Source organism: Rhodococcus sp. DT1, from assembly GCF_049844875.1.
Lineage (GTDB): Bacteria > Actinomycetota > Actinomycetes > Mycobacteriales > Mycobacteriaceae > Rhodococcus.
Genome location: NZ_JBNCLW010000004.1, coordinates 466,474 through 487,455 on the forward strand (window position 1 = coordinate 466,474; position 20,982 = coordinate 487,455).

21 protein-coding genes and 1 tRNA gene are annotated in these 20,982 nt (G+C 66.8%); 10 read left to right on the top strand and 12 right to left on the bottom strand.

Annotated features, from left to right (window positions below):
- Positions 1–5: 5 nt before the first annotated feature.
- Together ACLQ3J_RS12850 and ACLQ3J_RS12855 are read left to right on the top strand one after the other, a co-directional pair.
- On the top strand, positions 6–2,474 hold the full coding sequence (locus ACLQ3J_RS12850) for a glycosyl hydrolase 2 galactose-binding domain-containing protein (RefSeq protein ID WP_425903459.1): 2,469 nt from the start codon (positions 6–8) through the stop codon (positions 2,472–2,474).
- A 368-nt stretch (positions 2,475–2,842) separates the two neighbouring features.
- Positions 2,843–3,880, top strand: coding sequence for an NADP-dependent oxidoreductase (locus tag ACLQ3J_RS12855; protein WP_425903461.1), 1,038 nt, complete (start codon positions 2,843–2,845; stop codon positions 3,878–3,880).
- A gap of 6 nt (positions 3,881–3,886) precedes the next feature.
- On the opposite strand, the gene ACLQ3J_RS12860 is transcribed toward ACLQ3J_RS12855, so the two are convergent.
- The 4 genes from ACLQ3J_RS12860 to ACLQ3J_RS12875 are packed head-to-tail and all read right to left on the bottom strand — an operon-like array spanning position 3,887 to position 6,521.
- The gene (locus ACLQ3J_RS12860) at positions 3,887–4,303 is read right to left on the bottom strand and encodes a DoxX family protein (RefSeq protein ID WP_169622947.1); all 417 of its coding nucleotides are present in this window, start codon (positions 4,301–4,303) and stop codon (positions 3,887–3,889) included.
- 39 nt (positions 4,304–4,342) lie between these two features.
- Positions 4,343–5,554: an acetyl-CoA C-acetyltransferase gene (locus tag ACLQ3J_RS12865; RefSeq protein ID WP_422423452.1), complete on the bottom strand. Its 1,212-nt coding sequence runs from the start codon at positions 5,552–5,554 to the stop codon at positions 4,343–4,345.
- A 20-nt stretch (positions 5,555–5,574) separates the two neighbouring features.
- Positions 5,575–6,384, bottom strand: coding sequence for an IclR family transcriptional regulator (locus ACLQ3J_RS12870; RefSeq protein ID WP_296550387.1), 810 nt, complete (start codon positions 6,382–6,384; stop codon positions 5,575–5,577).
- On the bottom strand, positions 6,381–6,521 hold the full coding sequence (locus tag ACLQ3J_RS12875; protein ID WP_169652868.1) for a hypothetical protein: 141 nt from the start codon (positions 6,519–6,521) through the stop codon (positions 6,381–6,383). The genes ACLQ3J_RS12870 and ACLQ3J_RS12875 overlap by 4 nt, the downstream gene beginning before the upstream one ends.
- 182 nt (positions 6,522–6,703) lie before the next feature.
- On the opposite strand from ACLQ3J_RS12875, the gene ACLQ3J_RS12880 reads away from it, so the two are divergent.
- The 3 genes from ACLQ3J_RS12880 (at position 6,704) to ACLQ3J_RS12890 (ending at position 9,720) form a co-directional block, all read left to right on the top strand.
- Complete coding sequence (locus ACLQ3J_RS12880) at positions 6,704–7,450, top strand: CoA transferase subunit A (protein ID WP_169622950.1); 747 nt, start codon at positions 6,704–6,706, stop codon at positions 7,448–7,450.
- Positions 7,447–8,094 (top strand): CoA transferase subunit B, encoded by a 648-nt coding sequence (locus tag ACLQ3J_RS12885; protein WP_169622951.1) that lies wholly within the window; start codon positions 7,447–7,449, stop codon positions 8,092–8,094. The genes ACLQ3J_RS12880 and ACLQ3J_RS12885 overlap by 4 nt, the downstream gene beginning before the upstream one ends.
- An 87-nt stretch (positions 8,095–8,181) precedes the next feature.
- Positions 8,182–9,720, top strand: coding sequence for an FAD-binding protein (locus ACLQ3J_RS12890; protein WP_425903464.1), 1,539 nt, complete (start codon positions 8,182–8,184; stop codon positions 9,718–9,720).
- Here the strand turns inward: ACLQ3J_RS12890 and ACLQ3J_RS12895 are convergent.
- The gene (locus tag ACLQ3J_RS12895) at positions 9,709–10,905 is read right to left on the bottom strand and encodes an AI-2E family transporter (protein WP_296550389.1); all 1,197 of its coding nucleotides are present in this window, start codon (positions 10,903–10,905) and stop codon (positions 9,709–9,711) included. The genes ACLQ3J_RS12890 and ACLQ3J_RS12895 overlap by 12 nt on opposite strands.
- A 92-nt stretch (positions 10,906–10,997) precedes the next feature.
- A tRNA-Met gene (locus ACLQ3J_RS12900) sits at positions 10,998–11,074 on the bottom strand.
- 100 nt (positions 11,075–11,174) lie between these two features.
- On the opposite strand from ACLQ3J_RS12900, the gene ACLQ3J_RS12905 reads away from it, so the two are divergent.
- The 3 genes from ACLQ3J_RS12905 to ACLQ3J_RS12915 are packed head-to-tail and all read left to right on the top strand — an operon-like array spanning position 11,175 to position 14,058.
- Positions 11,175–11,933 (top strand): (Fe-S)-binding protein, encoded by a 759-nt coding sequence (locus tag ACLQ3J_RS12905; RefSeq protein WP_169652871.1) that lies wholly within the window; start codon positions 11,175–11,177, stop codon positions 11,931–11,933.
- Between the two features lie 17 nt (positions 11,934–11,950).
- Complete coding sequence (locus tag ACLQ3J_RS12910; protein WP_425903541.1) at positions 11,951–13,438, top strand: lactate utilization protein B; 1,488 nt, start codon at positions 11,951–11,953, stop codon at positions 13,436–13,438.
- Positions 13,435–14,058 (top strand): LutC/YkgG family protein, encoded by a 624-nt coding sequence (locus tag ACLQ3J_RS12915; RefSeq protein WP_169652872.1) that lies wholly within the window; start codon positions 13,435–13,437, stop codon positions 14,056–14,058. Before ACLQ3J_RS12910 ends, ACLQ3J_RS12915 begins: the two co-directional genes overlap by 4 nt.
- Before the next feature lie 10 nt (positions 14,059–14,068).
- Here the strand turns inward: ACLQ3J_RS12915 and ACLQ3J_RS12920 are convergent, their stop codons facing one another.
- The 6 genes from ACLQ3J_RS12920 to ACLQ3J_RS12945 all read right to left on the bottom strand — a co-directional run bounded on the left by ACLQ3J_RS12920 (position 14,069) and on the right by ACLQ3J_RS12945 (position 18,460).
- A complete protein-coding gene (locus tag ACLQ3J_RS12920; RefSeq protein WP_422424853.1) occupies positions 14,069–14,437 on the bottom strand; it encodes a hypothetical protein in 369 nt (122 codons plus the stop codon).
- Positions 14,438–14,545: 108 nt separating this feature from the next.
- Entirely contained in the window at positions 14,546–15,166 is a 621-nt protein-coding gene (locus tag ACLQ3J_RS12925) for an LON peptidase substrate-binding domain-containing protein (RefSeq protein WP_169622957.1), read from the bottom strand.
- The gene (locus ACLQ3J_RS12930) at positions 15,166–15,639 is read right to left on the bottom strand and encodes a DUF309 domain-containing protein (protein WP_296550390.1); all 474 of its coding nucleotides are present in this window, start codon (positions 15,637–15,639) and stop codon (positions 15,166–15,168) included. Before ACLQ3J_RS12930 ends, ACLQ3J_RS12925 begins: the two co-directional genes overlap by 1 nt.
- 51 nt (positions 15,640–15,690) lie before the next feature.
- Complete coding sequence (locus ACLQ3J_RS12935; RefSeq protein ID WP_425903466.1) at positions 15,691–16,443, bottom strand: ESX secretion-associated protein EspG; 753 nt, start codon at positions 16,441–16,443, stop codon at positions 15,691–15,693.
- Entirely contained in the window at positions 16,440–17,723 is a 1,284-nt protein-coding gene (locus ACLQ3J_RS12940) for a PPE domain-containing protein (protein WP_425903468.1), read from the bottom strand. Before ACLQ3J_RS12940 ends, ACLQ3J_RS12935 begins: the two co-directional genes overlap by 4 nt.
- 134 nt (positions 17,724–17,857) lie before the next feature.
- A complete protein-coding gene (locus ACLQ3J_RS12945) occupies positions 17,858–18,460 on the bottom strand; it encodes a TetR/AcrR family transcriptional regulator (RefSeq protein ID WP_169622961.1) in 603 nt (200 codons plus the stop codon).
- Positions 18,461–18,572: 112 nt separating this feature from the next.
- On the opposite strand from ACLQ3J_RS12945, the gene ACLQ3J_RS12950 reads away from it, so the two are divergent.
- Positions 18,573–19,718 carry an acyl-CoA dehydrogenase family protein gene (locus ACLQ3J_RS12950; protein WP_169622962.1) on the top strand — a complete coding sequence of 382 codons (1,146 nt, stop codon included), beginning with the start codon at positions 18,573–18,575 and terminating at the stop codon, positions 19,716–19,718.
- Positions 19,719–19,764: 46 nt separating this feature from the next.
- On the top strand, positions 19,765–20,982 hold the full coding sequence (locus tag ACLQ3J_RS12955) for an acetyl-CoA C-acetyltransferase (protein ID WP_425903470.1): 1,218 nt from the start codon (positions 19,765–19,767) through the stop codon (positions 20,980–20,982).

Below are 20,982 nucleotides of genomic sequence, written 5' to 3' on the forward strand. Positions count from 1 at the left end.
CGAGCATGGATCTCCTTGCCCAAGCTCAGTGGGTATGCACCGCTGTGGAGCCAGGTTCCGTCGGCCACCCCGACGAACTCGACGCGCTCGACCAGTGGCTACCGGTATCCGTCCCGGGCACCGCGGCGGGAGCCATCCGCGACGCGAACGGGGTGGACGCGGCACGACAGGCGCAGACCGACGCGAGCGACTGGTGGTTCGTCACCGACGTGCCCGCGCGCGGACGCGGGCCGTGGCGCCTGTCCTTCGACGGCCTCGCCACCGAGGCGGAGATCTGGGTGGGATCGCAGCGTGTCGCGGTATCGGAGTCGATGTTCGTCCCGCTCGTCGTGGTCCTCGACGAACTGCCTCGCTCGGCTCGAATCGCCCTCCGCTTCCCGTCTCTCGACGCGGCATTGAAGACACGGCGGCCCCGTGGCCGGTGGCGCTCGTCGTTGATCTCCGCCCAGGGTCTTCGCTGGTTCCGCACGACACTCCTCGGCCGCGCACCCGTATTCGGTGGGGTGCCCGCTCCGGTCGGGCCCTGGCGGCCGGTCCGACTCCTCGACGGCGCCGACCCCGTGACAATCTCTCGTCGCGTCCACACGCATCTGGACGGGAGCGACGGCGTGGTGGAGATCGAAGTCGTGCTCGCCGGACCCGCCGTGACATCGGCCCTCGTCACGGTGGGTGAGCAGGAAGCCCGCGCGGAAATCGTCTCCCGGCAGGACGGTTCGCAACTCGTTCGTGCTCGCGTCGTGGTACCGAAGGCACGCTTGTGGTGGCCGCATACCCACGGGCAACCGGCCGGGTACAGCGTCGACCTGCACCTCGACGGGAAGCCCCTGCACCTCGGGTCGGCAGGCTTCCGCTCCGTTACGGCAAACTACGACGAGGACGGATTCGCGCTGCAGGTCAACGGAATCGACGTGTTCTGTCGCGGCATCGTGTGGACACCCACCGATCCGATCGGGCTGAACGCACCGCAGGAGACACGGCGAGTGCTCGAGCGGTGCGTCGATGCCGGCATCAACATGATCCGGATCCCCGGGACCACGGTGTACGAACGCGACGACTTCTATTCGGACTGTGCAGAACTGGGAATCATGGTGTGGCAGGACGTCATGCTGGCCACGACCGACCCGCCCGACGACGCGGGGTTCCGCACGTTGCTCGAGGAAGAGTTGCGGTCGTTCGCGCTGAGGCACTCGGGCAACCCCGCGCTCGTCGTGCTGTGCGGTGGGAGCGAAACGGAGCAGCAACCGGCCATGCTCGGAGTGCAGCGCCCGGTCATCCGCGCCATCGACGACGTGCTTCCGGCGATCGCGGACGCGGTCGCTCCGGGAGTCGTCTGGGTGTCGTCGTCACCCTCCGCGCCTCCGGGCTCGGACGCACTGCCGATCGATGTGAGTTCCGGTGTGGCGCATTATTTCGGGGTCGGAGGTTATCGTCGGCCACTCTCCGATGTGCGTGCGGCAGGCGTGCGGTTCGCCGCCGAATCTCTCGCCTTCTCGATTCCTCCCGGAAACGACGCTGTCGAGGCGGCATTCGGCAGTGTGGCCGTCGCGGGTCACCACCCGGCGTGGAAGGCCGCAGTTCCGCGCGACAACGGGGCGTCGTGGGACTTCGAGGATGTGCGGGATCACTACGTGCGCAGTGTATTCGGCGCCGATCCCGCAGCCGAGCGTTGGTCCGACCCCGAACGCTACCTCGATCTCGGACGTGCCGCCGTATGCGAAGCCTTCACCGAAGTCCTCCAGCACTGGCGTCGGCCGGACTCCGGTTGCCGGGGCGCTCTGGTGCTGGCGGCCCGGGATCTGGAACCGGGTGCCGGATGGGGTGTCCTCGACCATGCAGGTGTCCCGAAAGCTCCGTGGTTCGTCCTGCGCCGCGTGTTCGCGCCTGTCACAGCCCTTCTCGTCGACGACGGGCTGGACGGGTTACGGGTCCTGGTGTTCAACGACACCGACCGTCCGCTCGCCGCCACTCTGCACCTCCGTTCCCACACCGCCGCGGGTGTCGTCTCGACCGACATCACAGTGCCGCTGACGCTCGCTGCCCACGACGCGCGCACTCTGTCGTGGAACGTAGTCACCGGAGGTTTCGCGGACGTGAACCACGCATATCGTTTCGGGACAAAAGCATTCGATGCTGCTTCCGTCCGGTTGGTCGACACGTCCGGCGTCGTGCTCGCCGAGAATGTCCATCTCATCGGGGGCGCCGCCCGTCCCGTCGAGCGCAGCATCGGCCTGAGGGCGACCGCGCACCGATCCGCGAACGGGTGGTCGGTCACGGTGGACACCGACGGCGCTGCTCAATACGTGCGGCTGAACGTGGGCGGGTTCGACGCAACCGATTCGTGGTTTCATCTGCCCCCCGGAGGTTCTCGCACGGTTCCCCTGCGACCGGCCGGCCTCGTGGATCGGCCGACAGGCCGAGTGGCAGCACTCAATTCGGCGGTGACCGCTCCCATACGCGCAGGTGACGGCGGGTAGGTGCTCGTCCGGGGCGGTGGCACCGGAGGCGACACGAGAACGCCGCGGAAACCCGCGCGTGCGTTGCGCCCGTCGAAGGGGTATATGTATTCGCAAGGGGGGTCGCACACCCGTCGAGTCGATGCGCGACGGTGTTCGGCAGCGCCTTCCTCCCCGTTTCCGAGAGGAGTCGAAGTGTCTATTCGATCCACATCCAACATGTCGCCGGTGCGTAGGGAGCAGCCCAGGCCTGCCCGGCGGGTCGAACAGGATGGGCCCTCGTTCACCGAGGTCGTCCACTCCCGGTTGTTCTCCAACTATGTGCCGCCCCGAGGAGAAGCGCACCGGATCGTCTGAGGCCGCCGGGCGATGTGCGGCACACTGGAGTGATGAGTGCATCCACGTCAGCCCAGAGCACCCGCATCGTTCTCGCCTCGCGCCCGGACGCCACACCCACCACCGACAACTTTCGCACCGAGGTCGTGGACCTGCCGGAGGTCGGCGAGGGACAGCTCCTCGTGCGGGTCGTCTATCTGTCGCTCGATCCGTATATGCGGGGACGGATGAGTACTGCCAAGTCGTACGCCCCGCCCGTCGAACTCGGTGACGTCATGGTGGCGGGCACCGTCTGTCAGGTCGTCGAGTCCCGCGCCGCCGACATTGCCGCCGGCGACTATGTGCTGGCGGGCGCCGGATGGCAGTCGCACGCGGTGGTCGACGCCGGGGCAGTGCGGAAGCTCGATCCGACGGCGGCCCCGATCTCGACCGCGGTCGGTGTGCTCGGGATGCCCGGATTCACAGCGTATTCCGGACTGCTGAAGATCGGGCAGCCGAAGCCCGGGGAGACGGTGGCGGTGGCGGCCGCCACGGGCCCGGTGGGATCGGCGGTGGGTCAGATCGCGAAGCTGAAGGGCGCGAGGGCAGTAGGTATCGCGGGTGGCCCCGAGAAGTGCCGCGCACTGACCGAAGAATTCGGGTTCGACGTCGCCTTGGATCATCGCGATCCCGACTTCGCGCAGAAGCTGAAGGACGCCGTCCCCGAGGGTATCGACGTGTATTTCGAGAACGTCGGCGGCGCGGTGCAGGACGCGGTGTGGCCGTTGCTCAACACCTACGCCCGAATCCCGGTGTGTGGACTGGTCGCGCAGTACAACGGCGCTGTCGAGGAGCGGGCAGACCGCCTGCCGAGGTTCTTCTCGTCGGTGCTGACCAAGAGCCTGACGATCCGGGGCTTCATCCAGACCGAGTTCGTCAAGGAGATGTACGGCGACTTCCTGCGCGATGCCTCGGCCTGGGTTCGCGACGGATCGTTGAAGTACCGGGAGGACATCGTCGACGGCCTGGAGAACGCACCGGCGGCGTTCATCGGGATGCTCGAGGGAAAGAACTTCGGAAAGATGCTGGTGCGCGTGGCACCCGAAGAGTAAGCGGGGTCAGCGGCGCGGCGTGCCGGTGCTCCAGAGCGCCCAGAGGATGAGCACCGGCTGGAAGAACAGCCTCACCAGGCGCTTCCGGTCGGTGTCGAGCCCGAACGCGCTGCGCCGCCCGCGGTACTGCGCAAGATTTCCCGGAAAGACCGCCGCGAAGAACAAGGCGGCGATCCGGCCCACCCGGACCCGGTCGCGACCGAGGACGGCCAGCCCCGCGCCGAGCATGATCTCCACTCCTCCGGACGCCATGACCACCCCGTCCTTGTCCATGGGCACCCAGTCGGGCACCTGGGCCTGGAAGTCCTTACGGCCCCAGAACAGGTGACTCAGACCCGCGAAGACCAGTGCGGCGGCGAGCAGGAGTCGCGCGGCCGTACGGGGGCGTGTGGTGGGCGGTGTGTCCGTCCGAAGATCACTCATGCCCCGATGCTACGGAGCGCGACCGCGCTCGTGGCCGGATCAACCGATGCGTTCGAAGACCGCTGCGAGTCCCTGCCCGCCTCCGATACACATCGTTTCCAGGCCGTAGCGGCCCTCCCGCCGGTCGAGTTCGCGCAGCAGGGTGGCCAGGATACGAGCGCCCGTCGCCCCGACCGGATGGCCGAGCGAAATACCCGATCCGTGCGGGTTCAGCCGCGGATCGTCCGGCTCGAGCCCCCACACGCGCATGACCGCCAGCGCCTGTGCGGCGAAGGCTTCGTTGAGCTCGATGACGTCCATGTCGGCGAGCGTCAGGCCGAGGCGGCCGAGCGCCTTCTCCGTGGCAGGGACCGGGCCGATTCCCATCGTCCGTGGCGGGACACCTGCGACGGCCCAGCTGGCGAGCCGCGCGAGCGGACGCAATCCGAGCTTCGATGCCTTCTCCGCGGTGGTGACCACCGCGAGCGCGGCACCGTCGTTCTGGCCGCTGGCATTACCGGCGGTCACCGTGGCATCCGGATCTATCCTGCCGCGGATCGGGCGCAGCTTCGCGAGTCCCTCGAGGGTCGTGTCCGCGCGCGGATGCTCGTCGGTGTCGACGGTGATCGGATCGCCCTTGCGCTGGGGAACGCGCACCGGGACGATCTCCTCCGCGAAGATTCCGTTCTTCTGTGCGGCAACCGCGCGGTGGTGCGACTGCACGGCAAGCGCGTCCTGGTCCTCGCGACTGAGAGAGAATTCGGCGCGCAGGTTCTCGGCGGTCTCGATCATGCCGCCGGGCACGGGGAAATCGCGACCGCCGGCGGTCACGCGGGCACGCGCGAGCCGGTCGTTGAGGGCGACTGCCTCTCCCTTCACGCCCCAGCGCATTCCGGTCGCGTAGAACTCGGCCTGGCTCATCGACTCCGCGCCGCCCGCCAGGACGAGGTCGCTGCCGCCGGACTGCACCTGCATCACGGCCTGGAGCACCGCCTGGAGCCCGGAGCCGCAACGACGGTCGACCTGAAGGCCGGGAACATCGACACCCAGGCCGGAATTCAGCGCGGCGATACGGCCGATGGCAGGGTTCTCACCGCTGGGGGAGGCTTGGCCGAGAATCACGTCGTCCACGTCCGATCCCGTGATCCCGGTGCGAGCCACGAGTTCCCGGATCACGGTCGCGGCAAGGTCTTCGGGTGCGATGTCCTTCAGGACGCCACCGAATCGGCCGACCGGGGTGCGGAGGGGTTCACAGATCACTACGTCGTTCATGGGTTCCTCGGGGTGGTGTCTCAGTTGGTGCGGGTGCGGACGAGATCGTGGGAGATTGCTTCTGCGGTCGAGATCAGGGAGGGGACGAGAACGTCGTGGACGGTGTCGTCCGGGTATCGCCCGGCGTGGGTGGAGATGTTCATCGACGCCACCACCGCACCGGATTCGTCGCGGATGGGTGCGGCAAGGGAGCGCAGGCCCTCTTCCAGTTCTTGGTCGACGATCGCGTACCCGTCTCTGCGCACCTTCTCGATTTCGGTTCGCAGGTCGTCGACGGTGGTGAGCGTACGAGACGTCATCGGGGTGAGTTCGGCTCGCGTGAGGTACTTTTCGAGTTCGGAAGGCGACAAGCCCGCGAGGAGTACCCGTCCCATGGATGTCGCGTGTGCGGGAAACCTGGTTCCCAAGGTGATGGACACCGTCATGATGCGGCGGACGGGCACGCGCGCGATGTAGACGACGTCGTCGCCGTCGAGCACCGACACCGAGGTCGACTCGTGGACTTTCTCTGCAAGCATTTCGAGATGGGGCCGTGCGACATCCGGCAGGGACAGTGCCGACAGGTAGCTGTAGCCGAGTTCGAGCACGCGGGGTGTGAGCCAGAACTGTGAACCGTCGGTACGCACGTAGCCGAGTTCGACCAGTGTCAGCAGAAACCGGCGCGCGGTGGCGCGCGTGAGGCCGGTCGCCCGTGCAACGTCCGAGAGGGTCTGCCTGGGGTGGTCGGCCCCGAACGCTGTGATCACCGAGAGTCCACGCGCGAGCGATTGGACGTAATCGGTCGACGCGACGGAACCCTCGCGCGGGTCGTTCAGGTCCGAGGTGCTCACGAGGCGGCGCCTTTCGAGGAGGAGTCGAGGAACGAGTGTCGCGCGGGAGATCCACCGCTGCGGATTTCTGTGCTGACGTGGACCGTCCTGCCGTGCTCTGTGCGCGCGATGTGCTCGACATGCAGCGGGACGGTCATCGGTGGTCTCCTGCGGGTCGCTGCGGGCAAGCGGGCCGGTTCAGCGTTCGCTATGTGGACGATCGAACGCTATGCGAACAGCGTAGATCCGCCGGAGCGCGCCTCGCAAGGCGCGCCGCGGAGAGTGTTCACAATGCGAACGCAGGTTCACATTACGCACAATCGGGTCTATTCTGGGATACATGGACAAAGTTGTTGCCTCAGCCGACGAGGCCGTAGCCGACATCCCCGACGGCGTGACCATCGCTGTGGGCGGGTTCGGCCTGGTCGGAATCCCCGAGATACTCATCACCGCGCTCCTGGAACAGGGCGCCACCGATCTCGAGACCGTGAGCAACAACTGCGGCACCGACGGGTTCGGTCTCGGGCTGCTCCTCGAGAAGGGCCGCATCCGGCGCACGATCTCGTCCTATGTCGGCTCCAACAAGGAGTTCGCCCGTCAGTACCTGTCCGGCGAACTCGAAGTGGAGTTGACGCCCCAGGGCACGCTCGCGGAACGGCTACGTGCCGGAGGCGCCGGAATCCCCGCATTCTTCACCCCGGCCGGTGTCGGTACCGCCGTCGAAGAGGGCGGCCTGCCGCTGCGCTACGACGGACACGGTCACATCGCCGCCGCGTCGGAGCCGAAGGAAACCCGCGAATTCGATGGGAAGACCTACGTACTCGAGCGCGGCATCACCGCTGATTACGCTCTCGTCCACGCGTGGAAGGGCGACCGCCACGGCAATCTGGTCTACCGCGCCAGCGCCCGAAACTTCAATCCGCCCGCCGCGGCCTCCGGCCGCATCACCATCGCGCAGGTCGAGCACCTCGTGGAGCCGGGCGAACTCGACCCCAACGAAATCCACACACCAGGCATCCACGTTCAGCGTGTGGTGCACGTCGGCCCGGTCGAGGTCGGCATCGAGAATCGGACGGTGCGAGCATGACCCAGGCAGATATCCGCAGGCTCACCCGTCAGGAGATGGCGGCCCGTGTGGCACGGGAACTGTCCGACGGTCAGTACGTCAATCTCGGTATCGGCATGCCCACGCTGGTGCCGAACTACCTCGATCCCGATATCGAGGTCATCCTGCACTCGGAGAACGGCGTGCTCGGCGTCGGCCCGTACCCGACCGAAGAAGAACTCGACCCGGAACTCATCAACGCCGGCAAGGAAACCATCACGGCTGTTCCCGGTGCGTCGTACTTCGACTCCGCGGCCTCCTTCGGAATGATCCGCGGTGGCCGGATCGACGTCGCGGTTCTCGGGGCCATGCAGGTCTCGGCGAAGGGTGACATCGCGAACTGGATGGTGCCCGGCGCGATGGTCAAGGGGATGGGCGGCGCGATGGACCTGGTCCACGGCGCCAAGCGCGTCATCGTCATGATGGAGCACGTCACCAAGAAGGGCGACCCGAAGATTCTCGAGGAGTGCACTCTGCCCCTCACCGGGCGGCATTGCGTCCAGCGCATCATCACCGACATGGCCGTCATCGATGTCACCGACGCGGGTCTGGTGCTCGTCGACACCGCTCCCGGAGTGACCGTGGACGACGTGCTCGCCGCCACCGCCGCGCCTCTCGCCGTCTAGGGTCTCCCGCCCGGTGGGACACGACGCTCCCGCCCCCGCGTGCCGGACGGTTAGCATCTGCCGACGCCGGACCGACGGAGGAACGCAATGGTGGACTGGGCCGAGGAATGCGACGTACTCGTGGTCGGATCGGGAGCGGGCGGGTGCTGCGGCGCGTACACCGCTGCCCGGGAAGGTCTTTCGGTGATACTCATCGAGGCCTCCGAGCACTTCGGTGGGACCACTGCGTATTCCGGTGGCGGGGGAATGTGGTTCCCCACCAATGCCGTATTGCGGCGGGCGGGTGACACGGACACCCTCGACGACGCCCGTACCTATTTCCGTTCCGTGGTCGGAGACCGCACCCCCCGCGACCTGCAGGACACGTTCGTCACCAGTGGCGCGCCCCTCATCGACTACCTCGAAGCGGACGACAACTTCGAGTTCCAGGTGCTGCCGTGGCCCGATTACTTCGGCAAGGCACCCAACGCCAGCGCCACCGGCCGGCACATCTGCGCGGCGCCGCTGCGGGTGCGTGACGACCTCGAACTCAACGAATCCATCCGCGGCCCCCTCGGTCGCGAACGCGCCGGCGAGCGCCTCCGCAGCACCCTCATCGGAGGACGGGCGCTGGTCGGCCGTTTCCTCGTCGCCCTTCGGCAATACCCGAACGCCGACACCCATCTCGACACCGCCCTCGAAGATCTCGTGGTCGAGAACGGTGGCGTGGTCGGAGCGATCGTCTCGCACGGAGGTGAGCGACGTGCCATCCGCGCACGGCGGGGTGTGGTCCTCGCTGCCGGTGGATTCGAGCGCAACGACGACATGCGGGCCGAATTCGGAGTCCCGGGCCACTCACGCGATTCGATGGGGCCGTGGTCCAACCTCGGCAAGGGGCACCGCGCGGGAATCGCGGCGGGCGCGGATGTCGATCTCATGGACGAGGCCTGGTGGTCGCCCGGACTGACCCACCCCGACGGCCGCTCGGCGTTCGCGCTCTGGTTTACCGGTGGAGTGTTCGTCGACGACCGCGGTGAGCGTTTCGTCAACGAATCCGCACCGTACGACCGGATCGGGCATGCCGCCCTCGCACATGCGGAGAGCGGAAAGCTGACCATGCCGTTCTGGATGATCTACGACGACAAAGACGGTCTCGCACCACCCGTCCAGGCCACCAACGTGCCGGTCGCGGAGACGGAGCAGTACGTCGAGGCCGGTCTGTGGAAGACCGCGGACACGCTCGAGGAACTCGCCGACATGATCGGTGTTCCCGCCGACGTGCTGGCCGCGACGGTCGAACGATTCAACGCCTTCGCGGCGGCCGGCGTCGACGAGGATTTCGGCAGGGGGGACGAACCCTACGATCGCGCGTTCTCGGGTGGCGAGTCGCCTCTCGTGCCGGTGGACACGCCGCCGTTCCACGCCGCAGCGTTCGGACTGTCCGATCTCGGTACCAAGGGAGGGTTGCGCACCGATACCTGTGCCCGTGTCCTCGACACCTCCGGAGCACCGATACCCGGACTGTATGCGGCCGGTAACACCATGGCGGCGGTCAGCGGAACCGTGTATCCCGGCGGCGGAAACCCCATCGGGGCGAGCATGGTGTTCGCGCACCTCGCGGCACGTGACCTGGCTTCACGCACCTGATCCTTCGTCCGGTGCCCGTGTGTCTCCGGCGTCTCCGATGTCGCGCTTCGCGTCCGGCGCATCGGGCCCGGGTGAACCGGCGATTTCGGGCACGAGTTCGTAACGCCGGCCGAACGTTTCGATCAGCGACTGGATCACCGCGATGACCGGCACCGAGACGAGCGCGCCGATGGCACCGAACAGTGACGCACCGATGATCACCGCACCGAAGGCCACGGCGGGATGGATGGCCACGGTGCGCGCGGTGACGCGCGGATGCAGCACGTAGTTCTCGATCTGCTGGTAGAGCGTGCCGAAAACCACGACCCACACGGCGTTGATCGGATGCGTCGTTGCCGCGATGATCGCGGGCAAGGCGATCGCCAGGTAGGTGCCCAGTGTCGGGACGAACTGGGAGACGACGCCCGTCCACAGGGCCAGGGGCAGCCAGTAGGGCACATCCAGCGCGACCAGGAACACCCCGGTCGCCACGGTGCTGAAGGCCGCGAGAATGAGGCGGGAGACGACGTAACCGCCGGCCTTGTCCACCGAGATCTCCCAGACGGTCGAAATCACTCGTTGCTGCTGAGCCGGAAACCAACTCGCCACCGTGCGCCGCAGGGCAGGGCCCTCCGCCGACATGTAGAACGCGAAGAGCAGCATCGTCAGCAACTGGAACACGACTTCGAAGAGCGAGGTCACCACACCGAGCACACCCGGAGTGAACCGGGCGGCGAGTTCGCGCACCGTGTCGGGCGTGATGCGGAGATCATCCGAATCGACCGAAAAGTTGGTGTCGAATGTGCGGTTCGCCCACTGGGTGACCGAGGACAACGCGTCCGGCAACGCGGTGACGAGCTGGGAGAGCTGCTCGGCGAGCAACGCGCCGAACAGCGACAGGAACCCGACCACCAGGAGGACCAGCCCGAACAGCACCAGTCCCGCTGCGGCCCCCCGTCGCATCCCGAAGCGTTCCATCCGGTCCACGACGGGCTCGACGGTGATGCTGAAGAGCCACGCGAGGAACAGCAGCCCGAGGAAGCCTTTGAGATTGTGGAACAGCCACCCGGACATCTGGTACGCGGCGATCGCGAACAGGACGTAGAGGATCACGGGGCGGAACCAGCGGGGAAGCCCGGAGCGCTCGACGCGCCGGGCACCACCCCGCGGCGCCCTCGTCGGTTCCGGGCTGTCTACGTCGTCCATGTCGCCCCCGCGGCCGCTACTGATGCAGGCACAGCGAATCTACCGTGGGGAAAGCAAAACCGGCCCGGACTCGTGAGAGTCCGGGCCGGTGGTGGTAGCGGGGACAGGATTTGAACCTGCGACCTCTGGGTTATGAGCCCAGCGAGCTACCGAGCTGCTCCACCCCGCGTTGCCTGACCAACGATACACGACTTTCGGAGACGATTTCACCAGGGTTCCCGCCGCCGGCGATAGTGTGGGACGGACCACAGATTGATGCGGAGAACTCGATGCGGATCGCGCTGTTCGGCACATGTCTCGGCGACACCCTCTTCCCGTCCGCGCTCGAGGCCACCGCTGTCCTGCTCACGAGACTCGGACACGAGGTGGTGTTCCCGCCCGGGCAGACCTGCTGCGGCCAGATGCACATCAACACCGGATACCAGCCGGACGCGCTGCCGCTCGTGGAGAACTTCGCCGAGGAGTTCGGCGACACCGCGATCGACGCGGTCGTGGTGCCGTCCGGATCGTGCACAGGGTCGATCCGTCACCAGCACCACATCGTGGCCGACCGCTATGGAACTCCGGCGCTCCGCGGACGGGTGGAGGTGGTGAAGGCCAAGACGTACGAGTTGTCGGAACTGCTCGTCGACGTGCTGGGGGTGACCGACGTCGGTGCGTCGTTCCCCCACCGTGTCACCTACCACCCGACCTGCCACTCGTTGCGGATGATCAGGGTGGGAGACAAGCCGCTCCGGTTGCTGCGCCGGGTACACGACATCGACCTCGTCGAACTTCCCGAAGCCGACGTGTGTTGCGGGTTCGGTGGAACGTTCGCGATCAAGAATGCGGAGACGTCCACCGCGATGCTCGGCGACAAGATCAGAAATGTGGCCTCGACGGGTGCCGAGGTCTGCACGGCCGGAGATTCGTCGTGCCTCATGCACATCGGCGGGGGAATGTCGCGTCTGCGGATGGGGACACGCACCCTGCATCTCGCCGAGATTCTCGCGTCCGTCCGCGAACCCGCTCCGGTGGTGGGCTCGTGACCGCGGCCTCGCTGGGGATGCCGCCGATCCCGCCGCGCGGCACCGGAAACGTGCGCGGAACCGAAACCTTCCCTGCCGCAGCACGACACGAACTCGCCGACGCGCAACTGCGGCGCAATATCGGTAAAGCGACGCACACGATCCGCGGCAAGCGACTTGCGGTCACCGAAGAATTACCGGACTGGGAAGACCTCCGGGTCGCCGGAGAGGGAATCAAGAACGACGTGCTCACGCGACTACCCGAGTTGCTCGAGCAGTTCGAAGCAGCCGTCGTCGCACGGGGCGGTGTGGTGCATTGGGCCGCAGATGCCGACGAGGCCAATGCACTGGTGACACAACTGGTTCGGGAAGCGGGGGCGGACGAAGTCATCAAGGTGAAGTCCATGGCCACCCAGGAGATCGGTCTCAACGAACATCTCGAGTCCGAGGGCATCACCGCGCACGAGACCGACCTCGCCGAACTCATCGTCCAACTCGGCCACGACACACCGTCGCACATTCTCGTGCCCGCCATCCATCGCAACCGGTCCGAGATTCGCAGCATCTTCCTCAGCGAGATGGACGGCGTGGATCCCGATCTCGACGCGAACCCGGCACATCTCGCCGAAGCATCCCGGAAATACTTGCGGCACAAGTTCATGACGGAGCCGGTCGCGGTCTCGGGAGCGAACTTCGGCATCGCCGAAACCGGGACACTCGCGGTGGTCGAATCCGAAGGCAACGGACGAATGTGCCTGACATTGCCGCAGACCCTCATCACCGTCATGGGTATCGAGAAGCTTCTGCCCACCTACCGTGATCTCGAGGTGTTCCTCCAATTGCTCCCGCGATCGTCGACGGGGGAACGGATGAACCCGTACACCTCGATGTGGACCGGTGTCACCCCCGGGGACGGACCACAGACGTTCCACCTGATCCTGCTCGACAACGGACGCACCGCAACCCTTGCGGACACCGTCGGACGAGCGGCGCTGCGCTGCATCCGCTGCTCGGCATGCTTGAACGTGTGCCCGGTGTACGAACGCACCGGCGGTCACGCCTACGGGTCGACGTATCCCGGACCGATCGGTGCGGTGCTCACCCCGCAACTGGCCGGCATGGACGAACCCCACGACCCCAATGCCACCCTGCCGTTCGCGTCGAGCCTGTGCGGCGCCTGTTTCGACGCCTGCCCGGTCCGAATCGACATTCCGTCCCTGCTGGTCGAATTGCGGCACCAGAAAGCCGAGCACGCGCGGCCGGGTGCCGAAGCCGCGGCCATGAAGGCGGCCTCGTTCGCGATGTCTTCGGCCGCGCGATGGACCGCAGCCCAGAAGGCCGCGGGCATCGCGCGACTGCTCGCGGGACGGAAGGGTCGCATCACGACGCTGCCGTGGCCGCTGAGCGGGTGGACCGACGCCCGCGATATCGCCGCACCTCCGAAACAGACGTTCCGTCAGTGGTGGGACACCGAAGAACGCCGGGTCACCCTCGAACGGGCGAGACAATCGGGGGAACAGTCATGAGTTCGAAAGACGTTGTCATGGGGCGTATCCGAGATGCACTGATGCTGTCGGACTCTCCTCCCGTGGAGGTTGTCCGCCGCTACCGGACAGGAAGGACACTGCCCGACGACCAGCGTTACGAGATGTTCGCCGACAGGGTGCGTGACTACAAGGCGACCGTGCATCGTCACACCTCCGCGGAACTTGCGAGTGCGCTCTCCGGGATTCTCACCGAACTCGGAGTGCAGAGCCTCGGGGTGCCGCCCGGACTGGACCGGTCGTGGCTCGCGGAATTCGATGGCCGGATCGTCGTCGACTCTCCGGAAGTGCCCGCTCCCGACCTGGGGCAACTCGACGGTGTGCTCACCGGATCGGCTGTGTCGTGTGCGGAAACGGGCACCATCTTCCTCGACGGAAGCCCGGATCAGGGTAGGCGAGCACTCACGCTGGTGCCCGACCTCCACGTGTGCCTGGTGGGACTGGATACCCTCGAAGTCGGTGTGCCCGAGGCGCTGGCGAGGCTGGTGCCCGAGCGGCCCACCACACTCGTCAGCGGGCCCTCCGCGACCAGCGACATCGAACTCGAACGTGTCGAAGGGGTGCACGGTCCGCGGACACTCGTGGTGGTCGTCGTCGGCTGAGCGGCGGAGGTCAGATCCGGGCGACGAAGTTGTGCGCTTCCCGGGCGGCGTGCCGCCAGGTGTCCAAGGTGCCGGCAAGGTCGTTTCCGTCGAGTGGGAAAGCAACCCACTCCTTCATGGTCCGGCTGCCCATCGTGACGTGGTGGGCGGTTCCGGTGTCGACCGCTTCCAGAGCGCGGGAACGGGGAAGTTTGACGATCAAGCGCTGATCCCCACCGAGAAACGCGAAGATTCTGCCTCCCACGCGCAGGCCCGGGCTGCGGAACATCGTGCCCATCTCGACCGCGGGATCACTGCGATACTCGACTGCGATCTCGTCGAGGAATGCTTGTGCCGGATCAGGATCGGCTTCATAGGACAGATCGGTTTCGTCGGACACGGGCTTCTCCTGGCGATGGAGTCGACGGGACAACCGTCCGACAACCGTACCCCGGGATCCGTGGCGCACGGCGTCGATCGCCGGACATAGTCGAGCAGGTGTGGCGTGTCAGTTCTGCAGTTTCCACGATGCCAGGTCGATGGCGGTCGCGACCGATTCGGTCAGCACCTCCACGCGCTCGGCCGGGCCGGGTGTCGCGAGCACCGCATACCGATCCGCCTCACCCATGGGAATGTGACGCGCGATCGCGAACAACCGCGCGCCCGGATCGTCGGGAAGCTCCGTGGGGGACGGCAGCGGTGGAGCATTGCCGTCGGTCAGGCGGTCGAGGAGATCGTGAAGACGCTCGAGTGCCTCCATCAGCGGCGCCATGTCGACCGGCCCCGAGTCGGTATCGGGCCACGGTTCCACCTCCGCGCGCGGATACGGATCGTCCGGGAGCCAGTGATCGATGCGGATCCGTTCTTCCGCAACGCATTCCAGAACGTGCCGTCCGCCGCCGATTTCGGTGTCGAGGAGGATTCTCGCGACGGTCCCCACGTCGTTGCGCTGATCGCCGCCGCCGACCTCGTGTCCCCGTGCAATGAGCACCACGCCGAAACGCGGGCCGTCCGGCGCGGTCGAGCAGTCGCGTACGAGTTGCTGGTAACGCGGCTCGAAGACGTGGAGCGGTAGGCCGGCTCCGGGGAGTAGTGCGGTACCCAGAGGGAACATGGGGAGAATCGGCATCAGGGCATCCTCAGCATCGGGATCGGTGGTTCGTCGGTGGGGTCGCCGCGTTCGATCTCGGTCAGGAGATGAGTTGCCCACGCGGACAATCCGTCGATGTCGAGGCCGTACGGTGGTGCGTCCTCGTAGTGGCGGATACGCGACCTGCCCTGTTCTAGCAGCGAGGCGGCGCCTCGGGGGTTGCCGCGCAGCAGGTGGGTCAGGCCCACGGCGAGCTGAGCGAGACCCTGCCACAGCGGGCGTTCTTCGGGCGGAGCCTTTTTCCACATGGATTCGAACACTTCGTGGGCGTGGAACGGATGCCCCTGATCGAGCAGTCGCTGCCCTTCGGAAATGGTCTCCTCGGTGTCGAGATCGAGGTCGTCGGGGACGCGCGGGACGCCCTCTTCGCCGGGTGGCAGGGGACGGCCGAGCGCGTCACGGGGACGTGCGTTCTGCGGTCGGCCGTCGGGGGTGCGGTCCCGATCCGTCATGGCCTTCAGGGTAGACGACAGTGGACGTCGGCGGATCGCCGCAAAGGCTGGTCAGTACGGTTGCAGCGGCCGGCGGAACTGTGTTCGCGGTGCGGCGCGTGCGACGTCCAGACGCGACGACAACTCGGTGTGCAGCGCTTCGGTCGTGCCGGGAGCCACGCGCGTGTCGGCACCCTGGACGAACAGATACCGGCCGTCGTCGACGACATCGAACCAGCCCACGTCACCCGCCCCGGTAGGACCTGTGCCGGGGGAGCGGAGAAGAAACCGGATGCTGCCGGTCGCCGTCCTGGGTCGGAACAGGACGTCGCGAACGGCCGGTGCCGCCCCACCGCCGAGCGGGAGACGCACGGCGGTGTTGACGGGCAGATCCAGGAGCGAGCGTGTCGGCGCGGTGTGCTCCGGTATCCGGCCGGGTGGAACGGTGGGCAGCAATGCGGCGATCGACCCGGGAAGCCGGCCGATCGGCATGGTCGTGACCTCGATGTCTCCGGCGTTCACGTGCTGCCGGGCCAGAACGGCGTCCTCTCCGGCGACGGCACCCGCGAGGAACAGCGATTCGCCCGGACGGGACGAGTTCGCATAGATCTCGATCGCGATCTCACCCGCGCGCAGAATGTGGAGCGCGCGTTCGAGGACAGGGTCGCCGAGTTGTTGCCGCCATCGTTCGGCTGCGCGGAGGTCGGCGATATGTTCGTCTTCCCACCGGGCCGCGGAGCGGTACCGCAGGGGGAACGGCAGGTCGTCGTCTCCCGAGGCGGTCCACAGAGACCGAAACCGATCCGGTGTCAGGCGTCGGCTCATGTCGGGTCCGCCCCCAGCACGGGCGGCGCGGTGTCCGGTATCGAGCCGATGAGTTCGCTGCCGTGGTCGTTGGTGACGAGGTAACCGGGGACGCGGCGCTGGTCGTCGTTACCCTGCGCCGAACTCGGCGGCATCATGCCGGGATACATGCCCATCGGGCGTGCGCCACCGTTGCGTGACCCGGCCGCTGCCTGTGGTGCCGAGCGGTCGGTTCCCGCAGGTGCCGCTCCGCCGAGGGCACCGGCGCCGAGCCCCTGAACCCAGGGTGACGAGACACCGCCACCTGCGCCGCCGGCGCCGCCGGAGGCTCCGAGGCCGGCGGGAGATCCGGAGGCCCCGGAACCATACGGCTGACCGGGCAGTGGTGACGGCCCCGAGGCGCCGGCCGGTGTGGTCGTTGCCGGATCGGAGCCGGAAGCTTCGAACGGGCTTGGCTGCGCCGCATTCTCGCGCTTCGCGGAACGGTCTTCCGAATTGTCGTGGGGTCCGTCGGCCGTACGGGACGTCGCGGAATCGAGGTCTTCGCGGCGGTTCGAGCCGAACCCTCCCGCCGTCGGATCCACGCCCGCGGAATCTCGGCCGGACTCGCTCGCGGCGCCCCATTGCCGGCCACCGGCAACCTCTCCGCCGGACGCCGTGGCCGCCACAAACGGCGGCGGGAGCACCGGAACCGCCGCACCCGAATCCCGGTAGTACGGCTTGTACAGCGATTCCATCACATGCACCGACTGCACCCGGATCGCTTCCGCTTGTCGTGCGGCCTCGGCCCCGGCCACCGGATCGAGCGCGGTGAACGCCATCGGAATCCGGGCGGTGGGCGGCGGAACGGACGACTTGACCCGTTCCCCGACATCCGCGGCGATGTGCAACTTCTGGGCGACCGCCTGCGCTGCGTCGCACAGTTGCTGAGCCGATTCGCCGAAACGCCGGGTGGCTTCGGCCGCCGCCGTTGCTGCGTCTCCTTCCCAGTGCCGCGCGATCCGGTCGCGGATCATCACGGTGCCGAGCGAGACCGCAAGGCTGAAACCCTTTCCCAGCTCGGCCCATTCACCGGCCAGTGTGGTCATCGCGATAGGGCTGATGGTCTGGGCGATGCGATAGATCTCGGCATGCTCCATGCTGTGGAAGTTCTCGAAGTCGCGGATGTATTCGGGATCGAATCCCGCGTCGAGTCGCGCGGCGAGTTCGTCGTGCCGGGCCTGTCGCCTGGTGACCGACCCGGGCACACCCGAGCCGAGAAGAGGTTGGAGGAGTTCTTCCAGCGGAGTGTCGTCCGACATGCAGCTACCGCCCCTGTCCGACGAATGTCAGCGCGTACGCGCGCTGTGAACCGGTGACGGCTCCTTCGCCGCCGGAACGCGACACGACTCGATGTTCCCCCACCACGACCCCCCGATCTGTTGGTGGCGAGATGCTAGCGCACCGCACCCACCAGGCGCAGTGCGAGATCGGCGTACAGGGTGCTGATGGCCTCGGGCTCGCTGTAGCGGCCGGACGGATACCACCGGCAGATGTCGACGCACAGCGACATGAGTGCGAGGGTGACGCCTTCGGCGTCGGGGACGGTGAACTCACCGGACTCGAGCCCCGCGTCGACCACGTCCCTGACGACCTGGGTCGTCTGCCGGCGCAGCCCGGTGATGATGCGGTAGTGGTCGCGGTCGAGGGCGTTCAGTTCGTACTGGATGACTCGCGCGCGCCGGTGATGTTCGGCTTGCCATCCGGCGAACCGGCCGATGACGGAGGAGAGGCGCGTGACGGCGTCGGCGCCGGGGATGTCGGCGTCCCGCGCTACCCGCAGGGCGAGGTCGTGCCCCTCGTAGGAGATGGCATAGAGAAGCTCTTCCTTCGACTTGTAGTGCGGATACATCGCGGCGGGACTCATCTCCAGCCGGGTGGCGATCTGCCGGGTGGTCGTGCCTCCGTAACCGTGTTCCGCGAACGCCTCGATTGCGGCCTCGCGGAGGCGCGCGGCTGCCTTCGAGGTGCTGATGACGCCGGTGCTCGGTGTGGTCACGGTTTACTCCAGTTCTTGCCTGCTCGTGTGGTTGACAGGCTCACCACAACGCTTCATCATAAGCGAGTGCTTAGAAAATAAGCACTCGCTTATTTCACTCTAGGAGCTTTGGATGCGACGCACCCTGTACGGTCCCGATCACGAGGCCTTCCGGGACTCGGCCCGGGAGTTCGTCAATCGGTTCGTACTGCCCCGCGCAGAGGAACTCATCGATCGCCACGAGATTCCCCGCGACATCTGGCTCGAAGCCGGTAAGGCGGGCTTCCTGGGGCTCGAGATCCCGGAGCGCTTCGGTGGCATGGAGGCCGGTGACTACCGCTTCAACGCGATCGTCGCCGAGGAATTCGCGCGTGCCAACATGGCGCTGTCGTCCTCGATGGGTATCCACTCGGACATCACGGTTCCGTACATCGTGCACCTCGGCAACGAGGAGCAGCGCGAACGCTGGCTGCCCCGTTGTGCAACAGGCGAGCTCATCTGTGCCATCGGCATGACCGAGCCCTCCGGCGGCTCCGACCTCGCCAACCTCAAGACCACGGCTGTCCGCGACGGCGACGACTGGATCCTCAACGGCGCCAAGACATTCATCACCAACGGTTACAACTGTGACCTGGTGGTCGTGGCCGCCCGCACCGACCCCACGAAGGGCGCCAAGGGCATTTCGCTGCTCGTCGTCGAGCGCGGTATGGAGGGCTTCGAGAACGGCCGCAAGCTCGACAAGGTGGGACAGCCCGAGGCCGACACCGCCGAACTGTTCTTCAAGGACGTCCGGGTCCCGGGCGCGAATCTCCTCGGCGAAGAAGGCATGGGCTTCATCTCGATGATGAAACTGCTGCCGCAGGAACGCCTCGGCTCCGCCGTCAACAACGTGCACCATGCCAAGCACATTCTCCTGGAGACTCTCGAGTACTCGAAGGAACGCAAGGCATTCGGTCAGGCCATCGGCACCATGCAGTACAACAAGTTCCTGCTCGCCGAACTGGTGACCAAGATCGAGGTCGCCGAAGCGTACGTCGACCAGGCTGTCGAGGCCCACGCCGACGGCAAGCTCACCGCGGTCGACGCGGCGAAGGCCAAGTGGTGGAGTGCGCAGACCCAGTCCGAGGTCCTCGACGCGTGTGTTCAGATCCACGGTGGGTACGGGTACATGAACGAATACCGTGTCGCGCGGGCATGGCGGGACGCCCGCGTGACGAAGATCTGGGCCGGCACCAACGAAATCATGAAGGAACTCATCGGCCGCGATCTCGGCCTGTAGTCCCGGCAGACGAATCCCGGCCCGACAACTCTCGAAGGAGCTTCCGATGCCCGAAGCAGTGATCGTCTCAGCAGTACGCTCGCCCATCGGGCGCGCGATGAAGGGGTCTCTCGAGACCCTCCGGCCCGACGACATGACCACGCAGATGGTCGCCGCGGCACTCGCGAAGATTCCGGACCTGGATCCGGCGGAGATCGACGACCTGATGGTCGGCTGTGGCCAGCCCGCCGGCCAGTCCGGCTTCAACATCGCCCGCGTGGTCGCCGTGCAGCTCGGCTACGACTTCCTTCCCGGCGTGACCGTCAACCGGTACTGCTCGTCGTCGCTGCAGACCACCCGCATGGCGCTGCACGCGATCAAGGCAGGCGAGGGCGACGTGTTCATCTCCGCCGGTGTCGAGTCGGTGTCGAGCTTCGTGACCGGCAACGCCGACGGCCTGCCGAACACCAAGAACCCCTTGTTCGCGGACGCAGAGGCGCGGACCGAAACTCTTGCCCAGGGCGGTACGGCCTGGACGGATCCGCGATCCGAAGGAACACTGCCCGACGTCTACATCGCGATGGGTCAGACCGCCGAGAACGTCGCGTCCTACACGGGGATTTCCCGCGAAGACCAGGACCGGTGGGGCGTGCGCTCACACAACCGGGCCGAGGAAGCCATCAAGTCGGGGTTCTTCGAGAAGGAAATCACGCCGCTCACACTCCCCGACGGCACGGTGGTCTCCACCGACGACGGCCCGCGTCCCGGCACCACGTACGAGAAGGTCAGCCAGCTCAAGCCGGTGTTCCGTCCGGACGGCACGGTCACCGCAGGTAATGCGTGCCCGCTGAACGACGGTGCGGCGGCGCTGGTGATCATGTCCGACACCAAGGCGAAGGCCCTCGGGTTGACGCCGCTGGCGCGGATCGTCTCGACCGGGGTGTCGGGCTTGTCGCCGGAGATCATGGGTCTGGGCCCGATCGACGCGACTCGCCGGGCGCTGGCCAATGCGGGGATGGGAATCTCGGATATCGATCTGTTCGAGATCAACGAGGCGTTCGCGGTGCAGGTGCTCGGGTCGGCGCGTGAACTCGGGATCGACGAGGACAAGCTCAATATCTCCGGTGGTGCGATCGCGCTGGGGCATCCGTTCGGTATGACGGGTGCTCGGATCACGAACACGCTGCTGAACAATCTGCGTGAGCAGGACAAGCAGTTCGGTGTGGAGACGATGTGTGTCGGTGGTGGTCAGGGTATGGCGATGGTGCTCGAACGCCTGAGCTGA